Annotated in this window: 21 protein-coding genes; 20 read left to right on the top strand and 1 reads right to left on the bottom strand. The window is 31.8% G+C overall.

Features of this window, described 5'->3' with window-relative positions; genetic code table 11:
• The first annotated feature begins 313 nt into the window (after positions 1-313).
• The 13 genes from mtnN to holA all read left to right on the top strand — a co-directional run bounded on the left by mtnN (position 314) and on the right by holA (position 10,497).
• Positions 314-1,000, top strand: coding sequence for a 5'-methylthioadenosine/S-adenosylhomocysteine nucleosidase (gene mtnN, locus AA076_RS08125; protein ID WP_000579275.1), 687 nt, complete (start codon positions 314-316; stop codon positions 998-1,000).
• Positions 1,001-1,019: 19 nt separating this feature from the next.
• Entirely contained in the window at positions 1,020-1,547 is a 528-nt protein-coding gene (locus AA076_RS08120) for a YqeG family HAD IIIA-type phosphatase (RefSeq protein WP_000524902.1), read from the top strand.
• Positions 1,548-2,648 (top strand): ribosome biogenesis GTPase YqeH, encoded by a 1,101-nt coding sequence (gene yqeH / locus AA076_RS08115; RefSeq protein WP_001280141.1) that lies wholly within the window; start codon positions 1,548-1,550, stop codon positions 2,646-2,648.
• A gap of 13 nt (positions 2,649-2,661) precedes the next feature.
• Positions 2,662-3,468, top strand: a complete 807-nt coding sequence (aroE, locus tag AA076_RS08110) for a shikimate dehydrogenase (RefSeq protein ID WP_000666761.1) — start codon at positions 2,662-2,664, stop codon at positions 3,466-3,468.
• A gap of 3 nt (positions 3,469-3,471) precedes the next feature.
• Positions 3,472-3,762, top strand: a complete 291-nt coding sequence (yhbY, locus tag AA076_RS08105; RefSeq protein WP_000955231.1) for a ribosome assembly RNA-binding protein YhbY — start codon at positions 3,472-3,474, stop codon at positions 3,760-3,762.
• A gap of 2 nt (positions 3,763-3,764) precedes the next feature.
• On the top strand, positions 3,765-4,334 hold the full coding sequence (gene nadD, locus AA076_RS08100; protein ID WP_000725162.1) for a nicotinate (nicotinamide) nucleotide adenylyltransferase: 570 nt from the start codon (positions 3,765-3,767) through the stop codon (positions 4,332-4,334).
• The gene (yqeK, locus tag AA076_RS08095) at positions 4,324-4,908 is read left to right on the top strand and encodes a bis(5'-nucleosyl)-tetraphosphatase (symmetrical) YqeK (RefSeq protein ID WP_001019324.1); all 585 of its coding nucleotides are present in this window, start codon (positions 4,324-4,326) and stop codon (positions 4,906-4,908) included. The genes nadD and yqeK overlap by 11 nt, the downstream gene beginning before the upstream one ends.
• Positions 4,909-5,262 carry a ribosome silencing factor gene (gene rsfS, locus AA076_RS08090; protein ID WP_001088022.1) on the top strand — a complete coding sequence of 118 codons (354 nt, stop codon included), beginning with the start codon at positions 4,909-4,911 and terminating at the stop codon, positions 5,260-5,262.
• Positions 5,263-5,264: 2 nt separating this feature from the next.
• On the top strand, positions 5,265-5,981 hold the full coding sequence (locus AA076_RS08085) for a class I SAM-dependent DNA methyltransferase (protein WP_001836259.1): 717 nt from the start codon (positions 5,265-5,267) through the stop codon (positions 5,979-5,981).
• Between the two features lie 39 nt (positions 5,982-6,020).
• On the top strand, positions 6,021-6,707 hold the full coding sequence (locus AA076_RS08080; RefSeq protein ID WP_001792568.1) for a ComEA family DNA-binding protein: 687 nt from the start codon (positions 6,021-6,023) through the stop codon (positions 6,705-6,707).
• Between the two features lie 91 nt (positions 6,708-6,798).
• Positions 6,799-7,260, top strand: coding sequence for a ComE operon protein 2 (locus tag AA076_RS08075; RefSeq protein ID WP_000439693.1), 462 nt, complete (start codon positions 6,799-6,801; stop codon positions 7,258-7,260).
• A gap of 4 nt (positions 7,261-7,264) precedes the next feature.
• Positions 7,265-9,466, top strand: a complete 2,202-nt coding sequence (locus AA076_RS08070; protein ID WP_001805151.1) for a DNA internalization-related competence protein ComEC/Rec2 — start codon at positions 7,265-7,267, stop codon at positions 9,464-9,466.
• Positions 9,467-9,522: 56 nt separating this feature from the next.
• A complete protein-coding gene (holA, locus tag AA076_RS08065) occupies positions 9,523-10,497 on the top strand; it encodes a DNA polymerase III subunit delta (protein ID WP_001282562.1) in 975 nt (324 codons plus the stop codon).
• 44 nt (positions 10,498-10,541) lie between these two features.
• Here the strand turns inward: holA and rpsT are convergent, their stop codons facing one another.
• Positions 10,542-10,793 carry a 30S ribosomal protein S20 gene (rpsT, locus tag AA076_RS08060; protein WP_001274017.1) on the bottom strand — a complete coding sequence of 84 codons (252 nt, stop codon included), beginning with the start codon at positions 10,791-10,793 and terminating at the stop codon, positions 10,542-10,544.
• 345 nt (positions 10,794-11,138) lie between these two features.
• On the opposite strand from rpsT, the gene lepA reads away from it, so the two are divergent.
• The 7 genes from lepA to prmA all read left to right on the top strand — a co-directional run bounded on the left by lepA (position 11,139) and on the right by prmA (position 20,503).
• Positions 11,139-12,962, top strand: a complete 1,824-nt coding sequence (gene lepA / locus AA076_RS08055) for a translation elongation factor 4 (protein WP_000368341.1) — start codon at positions 11,139-11,141, stop codon at positions 12,960-12,962.
• A gap of 562 nt (positions 12,963-13,524) precedes the next feature.
• The gene (gene hemW / locus AA076_RS08045) at positions 13,525-14,649 is read left to right on the top strand and encodes a radical SAM family heme chaperone HemW (protein ID WP_000218090.1); all 1,125 of its coding nucleotides are present in this window, start codon (positions 13,525-13,527) and stop codon (positions 14,647-14,649) included.
• Between the two features lie 100 nt (positions 14,650-14,749).
• Complete coding sequence (gene hrcA, locus AA076_RS08040; protein WP_000627140.1) at positions 14,750-15,727, top strand: heat-inducible transcriptional repressor HrcA; 978 nt, start codon at positions 14,750-14,752, stop codon at positions 15,725-15,727.
• 31 nt (positions 15,728-15,758) lie between these two features.
• The gene (gene grpE, locus AA076_RS08035; RefSeq protein ID WP_000182215.1) at positions 15,759-16,385 is read left to right on the top strand and encodes a nucleotide exchange factor GrpE; all 627 of its coding nucleotides are present in this window, start codon (positions 15,759-15,761) and stop codon (positions 16,383-16,385) included.
• A 68-nt stretch (positions 16,386-16,453) separates the two neighbouring features.
• On the top strand, positions 16,454-18,286 hold the full coding sequence (gene dnaK / locus AA076_RS08030) for a molecular chaperone DnaK (protein ID WP_000034716.1): 1,833 nt from the start codon (positions 16,454-16,456) through the stop codon (positions 18,284-18,286).
• A 135-nt stretch (positions 18,287-18,421) separates the two neighbouring features.
• On the top strand, positions 18,422-19,561 hold the full coding sequence (gene dnaJ, locus AA076_RS08025; protein ID WP_001119021.1) for a molecular chaperone DnaJ: 1,140 nt from the start codon (positions 18,422-18,424) through the stop codon (positions 19,559-19,561).
• Positions 19,562-19,564: 3 nt separating this feature from the next.
• Entirely contained in the window at positions 19,565-20,503 is a 939-nt protein-coding gene (gene prmA, locus AA076_RS08020) for a 50S ribosomal protein L11 methyltransferase (protein ID WP_001104611.1), read from the top strand.
• Position 20,504: the final 1 nt, after the last annotated feature.

Genomic DNA, 20,504 nt, shown 5'->3' with positions numbered 1-20,504 from the left:
TGTAAAATCCTCTTATTTCATCATTATTATTTTAAACATATCATTTTCCTGTTATTTAATAAAGTTTCTTGACACGATTGGTTGATGTAATTGATATGATTAGTTTTTGAAAAATAGACAAATTAGAAGCATCGAATTCACTGTTATGAGTTCAAAAATAATTATTTATGATACCAAGTTATTGAAAGAGCTTTTTATAAAAATAAAGCAAAAGTTTTATACAGTAATGAAAATCATGATACTTGTCGTTGTAGTGATTAAAATGTGATAAAATAACAAATGCTAGGATTTTTTAAAAGAGGTGAATCAAAAGATGATTGGTATAATTGGTGCCATGGAAGAAGAAGTAACAATATTAAAAAATAAATTAACACAATTAAGCGAAATTTCAGTTGCACATGTTAAATTTTATACTGGCATTTTAAAAGATAGAGAAGTAGTGATTACCCAAAGTGGCATTGGAAAAGTTAATGCTGCAATTTCTACGACATTATTAATTAATAAGTTTAAACCGGACGTCATTATTAATACAGGTTCTGCTGGAGCTTTAGATGAAAGTTTAAATGTAGGTGACGTTCTTATAAGTGATGATGTAAAATATCATGATGCAGACGCAACAGCATTTGGTTATGAATATGGACAAATACCACAGATGCCGGTAGCATTTCAATCAAGTAAACCTTTAATAGAAAAAGTATCTCAAGTTGTACAACAACAACAATTAACAGCTAAAGTAGGCTTAATTGTAAGTGGTGATAGCTTTATCGGTAGTGTTGAACAACGCCAAAAAATTAAAAAAGCATTTCCAAATGCGATGGCGGTTGAAATGGAAGCAACTGCAATTGCACAAACATGTTATCAATTTAATGTACCATTTGTTGTAGTTCGTGCAGTTTCAGACTTAGCAAATGGAGAAGCGGAAATGAGCTTCGAAGCATTTTTAGAAAAAGCAGCTGTATCATCAAGTCAAACTGTTGAAGCATTAGTGTCTCAATTATAAAAAGGTAAAGGTGAGTTAAATGGGTTTAGTTCGCAAGTTTTTTATGCCGAATTCATATGTTCAATCAATATTTCAAATTGATTTAGACAAGTTAGTGGACAAAGGCGTTAAAGGTATTATTACAGATTTAGATAATACGCTAGTAGGTTGGGATGTTAAAGAACCTACAGAACGTGTTAAAGCATGGTTTAAGGAAGCTAATGAAAAAGGAATCACTATTACAATCGTGTCTAATAATAATGAGTCTCGTGTTGCTAGTTTTAGTCAGCATTTAGACATCGATTTTATTTTTAAAGCGAGAAAGCCAATGGGGAAAGCGTTTGATAAAGCAATAACTAAGATGAATATCAGACCAGATCAAACTGTTGTTATAGGTGACCAAATGCTTACTGATGTATTTGGTGGTAATCGTCGAGGTCTATATACAATTATGGTTGTTCCAGTTAAACGAACTGATGGCTTTATTACTAAGTTTAATAGATTAATTGAAAGACGATTATTACGTCATTTCAGTAAAAAAGGTTATATCACATGGGAGGAAAATTGATTGTCTGACATTTTAAAATGTATCGGTTGTGGTGCGCCACTTCAATCTGAAGATAAAAATAAACCTGGTTTTGTACCAGAGCATAATATGTTTCGTGATGACGTGATTTGCAGACGTTGTTTCCGCTTGAAAAATTATAACGAAGTTCAAGATGTAGGATTAGAAAGTGAAGACTTTTTAAAATTATTATCAGGACTTGCGGATAAAAAGGGTATTGTCGTCAATGTCGTGGATGTATTTGACTTTGAAGGATCATTTATTAATGCAGTTAAACGTATTGTCGGAAACAAAAAAATCATTTTAGCAGCAAATAAATTGGATTTATTGCCGAAACAAATTAATAAACGTCGAGTTAAAGAATGGTTAAAACGAACAGCAAGAAAATATGGTTTGGAAGCTGACGATGTCGTATTAATTTCAGCTGAAAAAGGCTGGGGCATAGACGACTTATTATCATCAATTGCGAATATTCGAGAAAATGAAGATGTGTATATTGTAGGGACAACGAATGTTGGGAAATCTACATTGATTAATAAACTGATTGAAGCTAGTGTTGGTGAAAAAGATGTAGTAACAACTTCAAGATTCCCTGGAACAACTTTAGATATGATAGATATTCCTTTAGATGAAACATCATTTATGTATGATACACCAGGTATTATTCAAGATCACCAAATGACGCATTTAGTTAGTGAAAAAGAATTGAAAATTATTATGCCTAAGAAAGAAATAAAACAACGCGTATATCAATTAAATGAGGCGCAGACATTATTCTTCGGCGGTCTAGCGCGCATAGATTATGTATCAGGTGGTAAACGTCCGTTAGTTTGTTTCTTTTCTAATGACTTGAATATACATCGTACTAAAACGGAGAAGGCTAATGATTTATGGCGTAATCAACTTGGCGATTTATTAACGCCACCTGGAAATCCACAAAATTTTGATCTTAATGAGGTAAAGGCTGTTAGACTTGAAACAGGCAAAGAGAAACGCGATGTTATGATCTCTGGTCTAGGCTTTATAACTATAGGACCAGGGGCTAAAGTAATCGTTCGTGTTCCTAAAAATGTTGATGTTGTATTAAGAAATTCTATTTTATAAGGTGATTAAAAAAATGAAATTTGCAGTTATAGGAAATCCTATTTCACATTCCTTGTCGCCCGTTATGCATAGAGCAAATTTTAATTCTTTAGGATTAGATGATACTTATGAAGCTTTAAATATTCCAATTGAAGATTTTCATTTAATTAAAGAAATTATTTCGAAAAAAGAATTAGAAGGCTTTAATATCACAATTCCTCATAAAGAACGTATCATACCGTATTTAGATTATGTTGATGAACAAGCGATTAATGCAGGTGCAGTTAACACTGTTTTGATAAAAGATGGCAAGTGGATAGGGTATAATACAGATGGTATTGGTTATGTTAAAGGATTGCACAGCGTTTATCCAGATTTAGAAAATGCATACATTTTAATTTTGGGCGCAGGTGGTGCAAGTAAAGGTATTGCTTATGAATTAGCAAAATTTGTAAAGCCCAAATTAACTGTTGCGAATAGAACGATGGCTCGTTTTGAATCTTGGAATTTAAATATAAACCAAATTTCATTAGCAGATGCTGAAAAGTATTTAGCTGAATTCGATATCGTTATTAATACAACACCAGCGGGTATGGCTGGAAATAACGAAAGTATTATTAATTTAAAGCATCTTTCTCCCAATACTTTAATGAGTGATATTGTTTATATACCGTATAAAACACCTATTTTAGAGGAAGCAGAGCGCAAGGGAAACCATATTTATAATGGCTTAGATATGTTTGTTTACCAGGGTGCGGAAAGCTTTAAAATTTGGACTAATAAAGATGCTGATATTAATTCTATGAAAACAGCAGTTTTACAACAATTAAAAGGAGAATAACATATGCTTACTGGCAAACAAAAAAGATACTTAAGAAGTTTAGCACACAATATTGATCCGATTTTTCAAATTGGAAAAGGCGGTATCAACGAAAATATGATTAAACAAATAGATGATACGTTAGAAAACAGAGAATTGATTAAAGTACATGTACTACAAAATAACTTTGATGATAAAAAAGAATTAGCTGAAACATTAAGCGAAGCTACTCATAGTGAATTAGTGCAAGTGATTGGATCTATGATAGTGATTTATAGAGAATCTAAAGATAATAAAGAAATTGAATTGCCATAATAATGAAAAAGATAGTACTTTACGGCGGTCAGTTTAACCCTATCCATACTGCACATATGATAGTAGCTAGCGAAGTATTTCATGAATTACAGCCAGATGAATTTTATTTTTTACCTAGTTTTATGTCTCCATTGAAAAAGCACCATGATTTTATAGACGTTCAGCACAGATTAACAATGATACAGATGATTATCGACGAGCTTGGTTTTGGAGATATTTGTGACGATGAAATTAAACGTGGTGGTCAAAGTTATACCTATGACACGATCAAGGCATTCAAGGAGCAACACAAAGACAGTGAGTTGTACTTTGTTATTGGGACGGATCAGTATAACCAACTAGAGAAATGGTATCAAATTGAATACTTAAAAGAAATGGTTACTTTTGTAGTTGTAAATCGAGACAAAAATAGTCAAAATGTTGAAAATGCTATGATTGCAATTCAGATACCTAGGGTAGATATAAGTTCGACAATGATTCGACAAAGAGTTAGTGAAGGGAAATCTATCCAAGTTCTTGTTCCTAAATCCGTTGAAAACTATATTAAGGGGGAAGGATTATATGAACATTGAAAAAGCAAAACGGCTTGCAAAAGAGAAACTGCCAGAGAAACGTTATAATCATTCTTTAAGAGTTGCAGAAACAGCGATTAAATTGGCAGAAATTTATGATGGAGACACTAGTAAAGTAGAATTAGCAGGTGTATTACATGATTTCTGTAAATATGATGATTTAGGTAAAATGTATCAAATTGTTCGACAATACGAATTAGGTAATGATCTACTGAGTTATGGTAGTGAAATATTGCATGGCCCTGTGTGTGCAGCAATCATGGAACATGAATATGGTATCAATGATGAGGAAGTATTAATGGCTATCAAATACCATACTACTGGACGTCAACAAATGACAAAAACTGAAAAACTGATTTTTATTGCAGATTACATCGAACCTGGAAGAACAATCCCAGGAGTTGATGATATTCGAGATATGGCATACAATCAAGGTAGTTTAGATAAGACAATTTATGAAATTTCTAAACGCACAGTACTATTTTTAATACAGAAAGATATTACGGTATATAATAAGACGATTGACTGTTTAAATTATTATAACTATAGTGACGAAAGAATAAAGGATGATTAAATGAATTCACAAGAATTATTAGCAATTGCTGTGGATGCAATTGACAATAAAAAAGGCGAAGATACGATTTCTTTAGAAATGAAAGGTATCAGCGATATGACAGATTATTTTGTTGTAACGCACGGAAATAATGAACGACAAGTTCAAGCGATTGCTAGAGCGGTGAAAGAAGTAGCCAATGAACAAAATATAGAAGTAAAACGTATGGAAGGATACAATGAAGCGCGTTGGATATTAATTGACTTAGCTGATGTTGTGGTACATGTTTTCCATAAAGACGAAAGAAATTATTATAATATTGAAAAGTTATATCAAGATGCACCATTAGAATCATATAGTCAGGTTGCGTATTAATTATGTCGCAATATGCAGAAATGAGCCTAGTGTACGATCAATTGACTCAAGATCAACCATATGAAAAATGGTTTGAAATTGTAAAAAATCACTGCAAAGATGAATCAAATATTTTAGATATTGGATGCGGTACTGGTAGTTTAACAGTTCAATTAGAAGCTTTAGGTAATGTTACTGGTATGGATTTAAGTGTTGATATGTTGACTGTTGCAGCTCAAAAATCAGCAAATGTAAATTGGATTGAAGGAGATATGACATCTTTTGATTTGCAACAACAATTTGATATCATCACTATTTTTTGTGACTCTCTAAATTATTTGCAAGATGAAACTGCAGTGATTGAAACATTCATCAATGTTTATCATCATCTGACTGATTCAGGTGTATTTATTTTTGATGTACATACTGTTTATAAAATGATGACTTTGTTTAATAATCAAAGTTATATTGATGATAAAGGGGACATTTTTTTAGCATGGGATGCTGTGCAAGGAGATTTACCTTTAAGTGTTTATCATGATATGACATTTTTCATTCGACATGAAGATGAAACATATTCAAGATTTGATGAGTCTCATTTTCAGAGAACATTTGATGAAAAGACATATTTGTCTTGGTTAGCTCAAGTTGGTTTTAAACATGTTGAAACATTTACTGATTTTAATATAGATGAACATAATGAAGATGCAGAAAGATTGTTTTTCATTGCGAAAAAATAAAAGTAAAACCACTCGCTCAGACGTGTATAAAGTTGAGGAGTGGTTTTATTGTATCAATTTTTATTACGCTATAAAGATTTTTTAACTCAATGGAAGTTATATATTCTAAGTGCTGTTGTTTTAATTATGGTATTAATTGGTTTTATATTCTGGAGACAAGATGATTATACTTCAAGAAATTTTGAAAATAAAGATACTGCTCTGAAACAAAGCACTAGTGAAAATAGTAGTTTGTCCAAAGTAGAAGATGTCCAGGTCAAAGATGGAGATAATTCCAAAAATAAGGGTCCTGTATATGTCGATGTAAAAGGTGCTGTTAAACATCCTAATGTTTATAAAATGACATCTAAGGATAGAGTAGTTGATTTACTTGATAAAGCACAATTATTGGAGGATGCAGATGTAAGTCAAATTAATTTGTCTGAAAAATTAACAGATCAAAAAATGATTTTCATACCTCATAAAGGACAAAAGAATGTTGAACCACAAATTGAAGTAAACAGTGTGCACGAAAAAAATGGGAACACAAATAATACTAAAGTAAATTTAAATACGGCATCTGTATCAGAATTGATGTCTGTTCCTGGAGTTGGGCAAGCTAAAGCTAATGCAATTGTTGAATATCGCAACCAACAAGGTGCATTTCAAGAAATTGACGATTTGAAAAAAGTAAAAGGTTTTGGAAGTAAAACTTTTGATAAACTGAAATCTTATTTCACGACATAATGGATTATTTTAATTGCAAATTTTATTTTTTGTGATTAATCTTATATTATTAGAAAATGTTACTAAATTTTAAGTATGGAAGGTGAACATCTTGGAAAGAATCAAATGGGAAGAATATTTTATGGCACAAAGTCATTTGCTAGCATTACGTTCAACTTGTCAAAGATTATCTGTAGGTGCAACGATTGTTAAGGATAATCGTATTATTGCTGGTGGTTATAATGGCTCTGTAGCTGGCGAGGTGCATTGTATAGATGAAGGATGTTTAATTGAAGATGGACATTGTATCAGAACGATACATGCAGAAATGAATGCTTTATTACAATGTGCAAAACAAGGTGTATCTACTGAAGGTGCAACAATCTATGTTACTCATTTTCCATGCCTAAATTGTACAAAGTCAATTATTCAAGCAGGTATAAAGCGTATCTACTATGCAGAAGATTATCATAACCATGAATATGCAACTAAATTACTCAAACAATCTGGTATTGAATTTAAAAAAATTCCATTTTCACCAGAATATGTTGCTAAATATCTGACTAAAGGTTAATGTTTTGCTGTTTGTCGCGTTATCAATGATTGTAGGAGTGCTTTGGAATTCTAGCAAAGTGCTCTCTACATTTCTTTTCATTTTACTTTTGTATATTACTTATCGTAAAAATAAAATCGTTTATGCCCCTATTTCTCTCTTTTTAATCATTTTCTCCGCATGGTATTTACATTATTCACAACAAGCAATATTTAATTATATCAATTATATTGAACGTAATTCTCAGTTTAATGAGCGTGCTCAAGTAATCCAAATTCAACGTCAAGGTAGTGACACATATAAAGGTAGGTTGAGTTTAAAAAATGAAATATATCCTTTCTTTTTAACAGATAAAAAGAATTTTGATTTAAAGAAAATTGAAAGTCGTAATTGTATTGTTAAAGGACAATTCAAAGTTAATGACAATAAGTTTGTAACTCTTAAATTACAAAGTATAGTTGTACAAAGCTGCCTAGAATCGAACCGGTCTAATTTAATTGAGAAACATAAACAGTTTATAATGAATCGAATTTATGATTCGGGTATTAAGTTTCCGGATCGTATTATGGCATTGATTACTGGTGACGTAAAAGAAGTTAATGAGCAATTTAAGGAACGTGTTAAAGAGATAGGTATATATCATTTGCTGGCAGTTAGTGGCTCGCATATAGCTGCAATTGTATTTTTAATTTACCAACCTTTAAAACGATTAAATTTACCTTTATTTGTCATTAAAGGAATTACAATCATTGTATTAGCTTTATTTGCTCAATACACAAATTATGCACCTAGTGCTGTAAGAGCTATAATAATGACAACTCTTGTACTGGTTATTACTAAGCAAATTAAAATAAAGGGTATTCAGCTATTAGCATTTGCATTTATAATTATGTTTATTTTAAATCCACTAGTTGTTTATGATATTGGATTTCAATTTTCATTCATCATTTCATTTTTTATTATGCTACTTTTTCCTTTTTTACAGCAATTGTCAAAGTTACAATCATTATTCATAATTACGTTTATTGCACAATTAGCTTCATTTATCGTTGCCATTCCAAGCTTTCATCAACTTCAATGGGTGGGATTTTTATCTAATTTGATTTTTGTACCGTACTATTCGATTATATTGTTTCCGCTATCTATTTTATTCTTTATTACAAGTCATTTTATTGTGGGATTAACGCCGCTAAATTACTTGGTTGACCTAAGTTTTAATTTTCATGACTGGTTACTAGACCTATTCACAAGAATCAAGCAATCACATTTTTCTGTTCCCAAGTTTAATGATTGGATATTTATAGTATTTATAATTTCTGTTTATTACATATTTTGGTTATTGGCTAAACGTAAATATATATTGGTTACGTTTTGGACTATAATTATTCTGACATTATTAATAACGTTTCCAACAAATTCACATCACAAAATTACAATGTTAAATGTGGGGCAGGGAGACAGTATTTTATATGAAGGCGGTAAGAACCAAAATGTCTTGATTGATACAGGTGGGAAAGTGATTGATGATACTAAACAACCTAGTTATTCAATTTCTAAATATCATATTTTACCAACGCTAAATGAAAGAGGGATAAATGAATTAGAGTATCTAATTTTAACACATCCACACAATGACCATATTGGTGAAGTGGAATATATTATTAGTCATATTAAAATTAAACATATAGTGATATACAATAAGGGATATAGTAGTAATACATTGATGTTATTATCGAAATTAAGCCATAAGTACAACATTAAACTTATGGATGTAAGACAAGTTAGTAGTTTTAAACTTGGAGATAGTAGTTTTCTATTTTTTGATAGTTTTATTCCAAATAGCCGAGATAAAAATGAGTATTCGATTATTACTATGATTACATATCAAAATAAAAAAGTTTTATTAATGGGCGATGCTAGTAAAAATAATGAATCTTTACTACTAAAAAAATATAACTTGCCGGAGATTGATATTTTAAAAGTAGGACATCATGGGAGCAAGACAAGTAGTTCTAAAGAATTTATAGAGATGATTAAGCCTAAAATAAGTTTGATTTCTTCTGGGAAGAACAATATGTATCATCTTCCTAATATAGAAGTTGTTAAACGATTGCAAAGGATTCGCAGTCGCATTTACAATAGTCAACAAAACGGTCAAGTTACAATTGACTTAGATGATAATTTAAAAGTTGATTCAAGCTCTTATGGAAATGCAAGTGGTTTATAGATACAGAAACATGATATAATCTATTGATGTGTCAAACGAATGAAAGGGTGTAATGAATGAGCGACAATATTGTAGCTATTTATGGAGATGTGCCTGAATTGGTTGAAAAACAAAGTGCAGAAATCATATCACAATTTTTGAAAAGTGATAGAGATGACTTTAACTTTGTGAAATATAATTTATACGAAACAGAGATTGCACCAATTGTTGAAGAAACATTAACATTGCCTTTCTTTTCAGATAAAAAAGCAATTTTGGTTAAAAATGCATATATATTTACAGGTGAAAAAGCGCCAAAAGATATGGCTCATAATGTAGATCAATTAATAGAATTTATTGAAAAATATGATGGCGAAAATTTGATTGTCTTTGAGATATATCAAAATAAACTTGATGAAAGAAAAAAGTTAACTAAAACTCTAAAAAAGCATGCAAGGCTTAAAAAAATAGAGCAAATGTCTGAAGAAGAAATAAAAAAATGGATTCAAAGTAAATTAAATGAGAATTTCAAAGATATCAAAAGAGATGCATTAGATTTATTTATTGAGTTGACAGGTATTAACTTTAATATTGTCTCACAAGAGATAGAAAAGTTGATTTTATTTTTAGGCGATAGACCAACAATTAATAAGCAGGATGTTAACCAAATTATTAATAGAAGTTTAGAGCAAAATGTATTTTTACTGACTGAATACATTCAGAAAAGAAAGAAAGAACAAGCAATTCATTTAGTAAAAGATTTAATAACTATGAAAGAAGAACCAATTAAATTACTTGCACTAATTACAAGTAATTACCGATTATTTTATCAATGTAAGATTCTGAGTCAAAAAGGATATAGTGGACAGCAAATTGCTAAAACAATAGGAGTACATCCATACAGAGTAAAATTAGCGTTAGGACAAGTAAGACATTATCAACTTGATGAATTATTGAATATTATAGATGCTTGTGCGGAAACTGATTATAAACTTAAATCATCATATATGGATAAACAGTTAATACTGGAATTATTCATTCTATCTTTATAAAAAATAAAAGTTCAAGCATGCGCTTGAACTTTTATTTAAAAAGATTATTTATTTGCAGTCATTAATTGTGATTTAATACGGTCAGCTTTGTTTGAATGTATTAAATTACTTTGAGCAGCTTTGTCTACTAACTTAACTGCTAAGCTTACTAATTCATTTTTATTATCAGCGTTATTTGAAACAGCTGTTTTAGCGTTTTTAACTGCTGTACGCATTGCACTCTTTTGTGAAATGTTGCGTGCTTCAGCTTTTTCAGTTGTTTTTACACGTTTAATTGCAGATTTGATATTTGCCATTTCTGTCACCTCCTAAAAGTGAGTTCATCTTATCAAAATTTTATTTGATTACAACAAGAAATATTTTAACAAAAGTCTAACCGTTGTGCAATCATTTATTTGATGGGGTTAGCTTAAAATTTTGCAGATTTAATAAATTGTGTTGGAAACACAATCAATACGTTTTATAATTATAAGTACGTAATTAACATATTAACATATCGCAAGTATGTATTTAAATAAAGATTGTTATAATTTCAAAGTTCATCCAAGATTATGGCGTTTGCATTTACCTATTAAAAACGTTATTATATCAAAGATGCGAAAGATAATACGGGTTTATTTTATGAAAGTGAGAAGGATAAAATGGATAATGAGCAACGCTTAAAAAGAAGAGAGAATATAAGGAATTTCTCGATTATAGCACATATTGACCACGGAAAATCTACATTGGCTGATAGAATTTTAGAAAATACCAAATCAGTTGAAACAAGAGATATGCAAGATCAGTTACTAGATTCAATGGATTTAGAAAGAGAACGTGGTATTACAATCAAATTAAACGCAGTACGTTTAAAGTACGAAGCTAAAGATGGAAATACTTATACATTCCATTTAATCGATACGCCTGGACACGTCGATTTTACATATGAAGTGTCACGTTCTTTGGCAGCTTGTGAGGGCGCGATTTTAGTAGTAGATGCGGCTCAAGGTATCGAAGCACAAACATTAGCAAATGTTTATTTAGCATTAGATAATGAGTTAGAGTTATTGCCTGTTATTAACAAAATTGATTTACCTGCTGCAGAACCTGAACGCGTGAAACAAGAAATTGAAGATATGATAGGTTTAGACCAAGACGATGTTGTTTTAGCAAGTGCTAAATCTAACATTGGAATTGAAGAGATACTAGAGAAAATAGTTGAAGTTGTGCCAGCTCCAGATGGTGACCCAGAAGCACCACTAAAAGCGTTAATATTTGATTCTGAGTATGATCCATATAGAGGGGTAATTTCATCGATAAGAATTGTGGACGGTGTTGTTAAAGCCGGAGATAAAATTCGAATGATGGCCACTGGTAAAGAGTTCGAAGTAACAGAAGTTGGAATTAATACACCTAAGCAGCTTCCAGTTGATGAATTAACAGTTGGTGATGTTGGTTATATTATTGCAAGTATTAAAAATGTTGATGATTCTAGGGTTGGTGACACCATCACATTAGCTAGTAGACCTGCATCAGAACCATTGCAAGGTTATAAGAAAATGAATCCAATGGTATATTGCGGACTGTTCCCAATAGATAACAAAAATTATAATGATTTAAGAGAAGCATTAGAAAAATTACAATTGAATGATGCATCATTAGAATTTGAGCCTGAATCGTCACAAGCATTAGGTTTTGGTTATAGAACTGGTTTCTTAGGTATGTTACACATGGAAATAATTCAAGAAAGAATTGAAAGAGAATTTGGTATTGAATTAATTGCAACTGCACCATCTGTAATTTATCAATGTGTTTTAAGGGACGGTTCAGAAGTGACGGTTGATAACCCAGCACAAATGCCAGATCGTGATAAAATTGATAAAATATTTGAGCCATATGTTCGTGCAACTATGATGGTTCCAAATGACTATGTCGGTGCAGTAATGGAATTATGTCAACGTAAACGTGGACAATTTATAAATATGGACTATTTAGATGATATTCGTGTAAATATTGTTTATGAATTACCTTTAGCTGAAGTTGTATTTGATTTCTTCGATCAACTTAAATCTAATACTAAAGGATATGCATCATTTGATTATGAATTCATCGAAAATAAAGAAAGTAATTTAGTCAAGATGGATATTTTATTAAATGGTGATAAAGTGGATGCGCTAAGCTTCATAGTTCATAGAGATTTTGCATATGAACGTGGTAAAGCATTAGTTGAAAAACTTAAAACGTTAATTCCAAGACAGCAATTTGAAGTACCTGTACAGGCTGCAATAGGACAAAAAATTGTAGCGCGTACAAATATTAAATCAATGGGTAAAAACGTTTTAGCTAAATGTTATGGCGGTGACATAAGCCGTAAACGTAAATTACTTGAAAAACAAAAAGCAGGTAAAGCTAAGATGAAAGCAGTTGGTAATGTTGAAATTCCACAAGATGCTTTCTTGGCTGTATTGAAAATGGATGATGAATAATTTTAAAAAATCAATTAACAATTTACAATGAATAAAGTTTAATAACTAAAAAGAGGGAGCCTAGGATAAATTAACGTCCTGGGCTTTACAATGTTATATTGGCAGCCATCGACAGAGTTAAAATGAGCTTATAACAATGGGGCCCCAACACAGAAGCTGACGAAAAGTCAGCTTACTATAATGTGCAAGTTGGGGTGGGGCCCCAACATAGAGAATTTCGAAAAGAAATTCTACAGGCAATGCAAGTTGGGGTGGGACGACGAAATAAATTTTGCGAAAATATCATTTCTGTCCCACTCCCTTATGCATGAGTTTTACTCATGTAATTTTATTTTTAAGGACATATTACATCTGGCTAATGTGTAAGAGCCACTACATAATAAATCATTAGTGGTTCTTTATTATTTCTATCTCACTCCCTCTAAACAAGAATAAATATTAAAATGAATCGATATATTAGACAATCATTGATTAAACGTTAAAGTTAAAAGTAAGAATAATTGCAGATAGTCCAACAGGATATAGCCGATTGGATAAAAAGTCTGAGAAGCGGGGCATTAAAATGACGGTACAAAGTGCATATATACATATTCCATTTTGTGTAAGAATATGTACATATTGTGATTTCAATAAATATTTTATACAGAATCAACCTGTAGATGAGTACTTAGATGCACTAATCACAGAAATGTCTACAGCAAAATATAGGATCTTAAAGACCATGTATGTAGGTGGCGGCACACCAACGGCCCTTTCTATTAATCAGTTGGAAAGATTACTTAAAGCAATACGTGATACGTTTACAATCACAGGCGAGTATACATTTGAAGCAAATCCTGATGAGTTAACTAAAGAGAAAGTCCAACTATTAGAGAAATATGGAGTAAAAAGGATTTCAATGGGCGTTCAAACATTCAAGCCGGAGTTATTGTCTGTTTTAGGTAGAACGCACAATACTGAAGATATTTACACTTCGGTGTTAAATGCTAAAAACGCAGGTATTAAATCAATCAGTTTAGATTTAATGTATCATTTACCGAAACAGACGATTGAAGATTTTGAACAAAGTTTAGATCTAGCTTTAGATATGGATATTCAACATATTTCGAGTTACGGCTTAATACTTGAACCTAAAACCCAATTTTATAATATGTATAGAAAAGGCTTGCTCAAACTTCCTAATGAGGATTTAGGTGCTGACATGTATCAGTTGCTGATGTCTAAGATAGAACAATCTCCTTTCCATCAATACGAAATATCTAATTTTGCATTAGATGGCCATGAATCAGAACATAATAAGGTTTACTGGTTTAATGAGGAATATTATGGATTTGGAGCAGGTGCAAGTGGTTATGTAGATGGTGTGCGTTATACGAATATCAATCCAGTGAATCATTATATCAAAGCTATAAATAAAGAAAGTAAAGCAATTTTAGTATCAAATAAACCTTCTTTGACTGAGAGAATGGAAGAAGAAATGTTTCTTGGGTTGCGTTTAAATGAAGGTGTGAGTAGTAGTAGGTTCAAAAAGAAGTTTGACCAATCTATTGAAAGTGTCTTTGGTCAAACAATAAATAATTTAAAAGAGAAGGAATTAATTGTAGAAAAGAACGATGTGATTGCACTTACAAATAGAGGGAAAGTCATAGGTAATGAGGTTTTTGAAGCTTTCCTAATAAATGATTAAAAAAAATTGAAATTTCGAGTCTTTAACATTGACTTACTTTGACCAATTTGATAAATTATAATTAGCACTTGAGATAAGTGAGTGCTAATGAGGTGAAAACATGATTACAGATAGGCAATTGAGTATATTAAACGCAATTGTTGAGGATTATGTTGATTTTGGACAACCCGTTGGTTCTAAAACACTAATTGAGCGACATAACTTGAATGTTAGTCCTGCTACAATTAGAAATGAGATGAAACAGCTTGAAGATTTAAACTATATCGAGAAGACACATAGTTCTTCAGGGCGTTCGCCATCACAATTAGGTTTTAGGTATTATGTCAATCGTTTACTTGAACAAACATCTCATCAAAAAACAAATAAATTAAGACGATTAAATCAATTGTTAGTTGAGAATCAATATGATGTATCATCAGCATTGACATATTTTGCAGATGAATTATCAAATATATCTCAATATACAACTTTAGTTGTTCATCCTAATCATAAACAAGATATTATCAATAATGTACACTTGATTCGTGCTAATCCTAATTTAGTTATAATGGTTATCGTATTTTCATCAGGTCATGTTGAGCATGTACATCTTGCTTCAGACATACCGTTTAATAATGACAAACTAAATACAATATCAAATTTTGTTACAAACAAACTAACTGAGTTTAATCAGAATTTACAAGATGATATTGTCTCTTTTGTTCAATCAGAGCAGGAAGAAATTTTTATCAATAAATTGTTAAATACGATGAATAATCATATTTCTAATCAAAGTAATAGCATTTATATGGGTGGAAAGGTTAAACTTATTGATGCATTGAATGAAAGTAATGTATCTTCAATTCAGCCCATTCTACAATATATAGAATCAAATAGAATTGCAGAATTATTACAAGATATATCTTCACCAAATATTAATGTAAAAATTGGTAATGAAATTGATGACAGCTTAAGTGATATTTCAATTGTAACAAGTCAATATCATTTTGATGAAACGTTAAAAGGTCAAATCGCTGTGATTGGACCTACAGCTATGCATTATCAAAATGTCATTCAATTATTAAATAGAATTTGGTAATGATGGATTAGAAAGTATTGGAGGACAGAAAATGACAAATAAAGACGAATCAGTTGAAAAAAACACTGAATCAACAGTTGAAGAAACAAACGTCAAACAAAATATTGATGATTCAGTTGAACAAGCTGAAGAAAGTAAAGGTCATTTACAAGATGAAGCAATAGAAGAAACGTCTGACGAGAATGTTATTGAAGAAATAGATCCAAAAGATCAAAAAATTAATGAACTTCAACAATTAGCAGATGAAAACGAAGAGAAATATTTAAGGCTCTACGCTGAGTTTGAAAATTATAAGCGTAGAATTCAAAAAGAAAATGAAATAAACAAAACATATCAAGCACAACGTGTGTTAACAGATATTTTACCAGCAATAGACAATATAGAACGTGCACTTCAAATTGAAGGTGATGATGAGACTTTTAAATCTCTTCAAAAAGGTGTACAAATGGTGCATGAAAGTTTGATTAACGCACTAAAAGATAATGGTCTTGAAGTTATTAAAACTGAAGGTGAAGCATTTGATCCAAATATTCACCAAGCTGTAGTTCAAGATGATAACCCTGATTTTGAATCTGGCGAAATCACTCAAGAACTACAAAAAGGATACAAGCTTAAAGATAGAGTATTAAGACCATCAATGGTCAAAGTAAACCAATAACTTAAATTTGGCGAAAAGACATTGTTTAAAATTAAATTAATTTAATGATTAAATGGAGGAATTTTATTATGAGTAAAATTATTGGTATAGACTTAGGTACAACAAATTCATGTGTAACAGTATTAGAAGGCGATGAGCCAAAAGTAATTCAAAACCCTGAAGGTTCACGTACAACACCATCTGTTGTAGCTTTCAAAAATGGAGAAACTCAAGTTGGTGAAGTAGCAAAACGTCAAGCTATTACAAACCCAAACACTGTTCAATCTATTAAACGTCATATGGGTACTGATTATAAAGTAGATATTGAAGGTAAATCATACACACCACAAGAAATCTCAGCTATGATTTTACAAAACTTAAAAAATACAGCTGAAAGCTATTTAGGTGAGAAAGTTGACAAAGCTGTAATTACAGTACCTGCATACTTTAACGATGCTGAACGTCAAGCAACTAAAGATGCTGGTAAAATTGCTGGTTTAGAAGTTGAGCGTATCATTAATGAACCAACAGCTGCAGCATTAGCATATGGTTTAGACAAAACTGATAAAGATGAAAAAGTTCTTGTTTTTGACTTAGGTGGCGGTACATTTGACGTATCTATCCTAGAATTAGGTGACGGTGTATTCGAAGTACTATCAACAGCCGGTGACAACAAACTTGGCGGTGATGATTTTGACCAAGTAATTATTGACTACCTAGTTGCAGAATTCAAAAAAGAAAATGGCGTAGACTTATCTCAAGATAAAATGGCATTACAACGTTTGAAAGATGCTGCTGAAAAAGCTAAAAAAGACTTATCAGGTGTATCACAAACTCAAATCTCATTACCATTTATCTCAGCTGGTGAAAACGGTCCATTACACTTAGAAGTAAACTTAACTCGTTCTAAATTTGAAGAATTATCAGATTCATTAATTAGAAGAACAATGGAACCTACACGCCAAGCAATGAAAGACGCTGGCTTAACAAACTCAGATATCGATGAAGTTATCTTAGTTGGTGGATCAACTCGTATTCCAGCAGTACAAGAAGCTGTCAAAAAAGAAATCGGTAAAGAGCCTAACAAAGGAGTAAACCCGGACGAAGTAGTGGCAATGGGAGCTGCAATCCAAGGTGGCGTTATCACAGGTGACGTTAAAGACGTAGTATTATTAGACGTAACACCACTATCTTTAGGTATTGAAATTTTAGGTGGACGTATGAATACGTTAATTGAACGTAACACTACGATTCCTACATCTAAATCTCAAATCTATTCAACAGCAGTAGATAATCAACCATCAGTAGATGTACACGTATTACAAGGTGAACGTCCAATGGCTGCGGATAATAAAACACTTGGTAGATTCCAATTGACTGATATTCCACCAGCTGAACGTGGTAAACCTCAAATTGAAGTAACGTTTGATATCGATAAAAACGGTATTGTAAATGTAACTGCAAAAGACTTAGGTACAAATAAAGAACAAAGAATTACAATTCAATCAAGTTCTTCATTATCAGACGAAGAAATCGACCGTATGGTAAAAGATGCTGAAGTTAACGCTGAAGCAGATAAAAAACGTCGTGAAGAAGTAGACTTAAGAAACGAAGCTGACAGTCTAGTATTCCAAGTTGAAAAAACTTTAACTGATTTAGGCGAAAATATCGGTGAAGAAGATAAAAAATCTGCTGAAGAGAAAAAAGACGCTCTTAAAACTGCTTTAGAAGGTCAAGATATAGAAGATATTAAATCTAAAAAAGAAGAACTTGAAAAAGTGATTCAAGAATTATCAGCAAAAGTATATGAGCAAGCGGCTCAACAGCAACAACAAGCACAAGGTGCTAATGCTGGTCAAAACAATGATAGTACTGTAGAAGATGCTGAATTTAAAGAAGTAAAAGACGACGACAAAAAATAATTAAACAATACAATTAGAATGTTGTCATGATCTGAAAAGTCAAAGTCAATAGAACATTGGCTTTGGCTTTTTATTTGGATAGTATGACATATTACGTTAAACTATATGAGTTAATTAAGAAAAGGAGAGATAGCTGTGGCCAAAAGAGATTATTATGAAGTTTTAGGCATTAGTAAGGATGCTTCAAAAGATGAAATCAAAAAAGCGTATCGAAAGCTTTCGAAAAAATATCATCCAGATATTAACAAAGAAGAAGGTGCAGATGAAAAGTTTAAAGAAATTTCTGAAGCCTATGAAGTTTTAAGTGATGATAATAAACGCGCAAGCTATGATCAATTTGGACATGATGGTCCACAAGGTTTTGGTGGACAAGGATTCAATGGCTCTGACTTTGGCGGTTTTAGTGGCTTCGGTGGCGGCGGTTTTGAAGATATCTTTAGCTCTTTCTTCGGTGGCGGCAGACAAAGAGATCCAAATGCACCGCAAAAAGGTGATGATCTTCAGTATACAATGACATTAACATTTGAAGAAGCGGTATTTGGTACAACAAAAGAAATTTCAATCCGTAAAGATGTAACATGCGAAACATGTCATGGTGATGGTGCAAAGCCTGGAACAAGTAAAAAGACTTGTAGTTACTGTAATGGCGCTGGTCATGTAGCTGTAGAACAAAACACAATTTTAGGTAGAGTTCGTACTGAACAAGTTTGTCCTAAATGTAATGGAAGTGGTCAAGAATTTGAAGAAGCTTGTCCAACATGTCACGGAAAAGGTACTGAAAATAAAACAGTTAAATTAGAAGTGAAAGTACCTGAAGGTGTCGACAATGAACAACAAATTAGATTAGCTGGTGAAGGCTCTCCAGGCGTGAATGGAGGACCTGCTGGTGATTTATACGTAGTATTTAGAGTTAAACCATCTGAAACATTTAAACGTGATGGTGATGATATTTATTACAAATTAAATGTTAGCTTCCCACAAGCAGCTTTAGGCGATGAAATAAAAATACCAACATTAAATAATGAAGTTATGTTAACAATCCCTGCTGGTACACAAACAGGTAAGCAATTCCGCTTAAAAGAAAAGGGTATAAAAAATGTTCATGGCTATGGATACGGAGATTTATATGTTGATATTAAAGTAGTAACGCCTACTAAATTAACAGATAGACAAAAAGAACTAATGAAAGAATTTGCCCAATTAAATGGTGAAGAAATTAATGAACAACCTTCGAATTTTAAAGATAGAGCAAAAAGATTCTTTAAGGGAGAATAAAGTATGAACTGGACAGAGCTTTCAATTATTATTAATCATGAAGCAGTAGAATTGGCTACCAATATACTTGAAAATCATGGATCAAATGGTGTCGTGATAGAAGATTCAGATGATTTAATTAACCAACCAGAAGATAAATACGGTGAAATTTACGCTTTGAAAAAAGAGGATTATCCAGATAAGGGAGTAAGATTGAAAGCCTATTTTAATGAAATGACTTATGATGATAAGTTGCGACAGCAAATTAAAGATGAGTTATTAAATTTAGATGAACTTGATCAACATAACGTTCAATTCAGTGAGCAAATTATTGCAGAGACGGATTGGGAAAATGAATGGAAAAACTATTTCCATCCATTCCGAGCGTCGAAGAAGTTCACAATAGTTCCTAGTTGGGAAACATATGCTAAAGAAGCGGATGAAGAGCTTTGCATTGAGCTCGACCCAGGTATGGCTTTTGGAACAGGTGATCATCCGACTACAAGTATGTGTTTGAAGGCAATAGAAACATATGTATTGCCACAGCATTCAGTAATTGATGTTGGTACTGGCTCAGGTATATTAAGTATTGCAAGTCATCTAATCGGTGTAAAACGTATTAAAGCGTTGGATATTGATGAAATGGCAGTGAGTGTAGCTAAAGAAAACTTCAGAAGAAATCATTGTGAAACGTTAATTGAAGCTGTTCCAGGTAACTTATTGAAAGACGAAACAGAAAAATTTGATATTGTAATAGCAAATATTTTAGCGCATATTATTGATGAAATGATTGAAGATGCTTATAATACTCTAAATGAAGGCGGTTATTTTATTACTTCTGGTATTATAAAAGAGAAGTATGAAGGTATACAGTCACATATGGAGCGTGTAGGTTTTAAAATTATTTCAGAACAACATGACAACGGTTGGGTTTGTCTTGTTGGCCAGAAAGTGAGTGAATAAT

Origin of the sequence: Staphylococcus aureus (genome assembly GCF_001027105.1) — a bacterium.
Taxonomy (GTDB): domain Bacteria; phylum Bacillota; class Bacilli; order Staphylococcales; family Staphylococcaceae; genus Staphylococcus; species Staphylococcus aureus.
Note: the sequence above shows the minus strand (reverse complement) of the source record. Positions and strands in the feature narration are given on the sequence as shown.

Excerpts from the sequence above, each read along its gene's own strand:
- lepA (WP_000368341.1), top strand. The coding sequence starts at position 11,139 with ATGGATAATGAGCAACGCTTAAAAAGAAGAGAGAATATAAGGAATTTC.
- rsfS (WP_001088022.1), top strand. The coding sequence starts at position 4,909 with ATGAATTCACAAGAATTATTAGCAATTGCTGTGGATGCAATTGACAAT.
- yhbY (WP_000955231.1), top strand. The coding sequence starts at position 3,472 with ATGCTTACTGGCAAACAAAAAAGATACTTAAGAAGTTTAGCACACAAT.
- nadD (WP_000725162.1), top strand. The coding sequence starts at position 3,765 with ATGAAAAAGATAGTACTTTACGGCGGTCAGTTTAACCCTATCCATACT.
- aroE (WP_000666761.1), top strand. The coding sequence starts at position 2,662 with ATGAAATTTGCAGTTATAGGAAATCCTATTTCACATTCCTTGTCGCCC.
- AA076_RS08085 (WP_001836259.1), top strand. The coding sequence starts at position 5,265 with ATGTCGCAATATGCAGAAATGAGCCTAGTGTACGATCAATTGACTCAA.
- dnaK (WP_000034716.1), top strand. The coding sequence starts at position 16,454 with ATGAGTAAAATTATTGGTATAGACTTAGGTACAACAAATTCATGTGTA.
- holA (WP_001282562.1), top strand. The coding sequence starts at position 9,523 with ATGAGCGACAATATTGTAGCTATTTATGGAGATGTGCCTGAATTGGTT.
- AA076_RS08120 (WP_000524902.1), top strand. The coding sequence starts at position 1,020 with ATGGGTTTAGTTCGCAAGTTTTTTATGCCGAATTCATATGTTCAATCA.
- rpsT (WP_001274017.1), bottom strand. The coding sequence starts at position 10,793 with ATGGCAAATATCAAATCTGCAATTAAACGTGTAAAAACAACTGAAAAA.
- prmA (WP_001104611.1), top strand. The coding sequence starts at position 19,565 with ATGAACTGGACAGAGCTTTCAATTATTATTAATCATGAAGCAGTAGAA.
- hemW (WP_000218090.1), top strand. The coding sequence starts at position 13,525 with ATGACGGTACAAAGTGCATATATACATATTCCATTTTGTGTAAGAATA.
- mtnN (WP_000579275.1), top strand. The coding sequence starts at position 314 with ATGATTGGTATAATTGGTGCCATGGAAGAAGAAGTAACAATATTAAAA.
- yqeK (WP_001019324.1), top strand. The coding sequence starts at position 4,324 with ATGAACATTGAAAAAGCAAAACGGCTTGCAAAAGAGAAACTGCCAGAG.
- grpE (WP_000182215.1), top strand. The coding sequence starts at position 15,759 with ATGACAAATAAAGACGAATCAGTTGAAAAAAACACTGAATCAACAGTT.
- hrcA (WP_000627140.1), top strand. The coding sequence starts at position 14,750 with ATGATTACAGATAGGCAATTGAGTATATTAAACGCAATTGTTGAGGAT.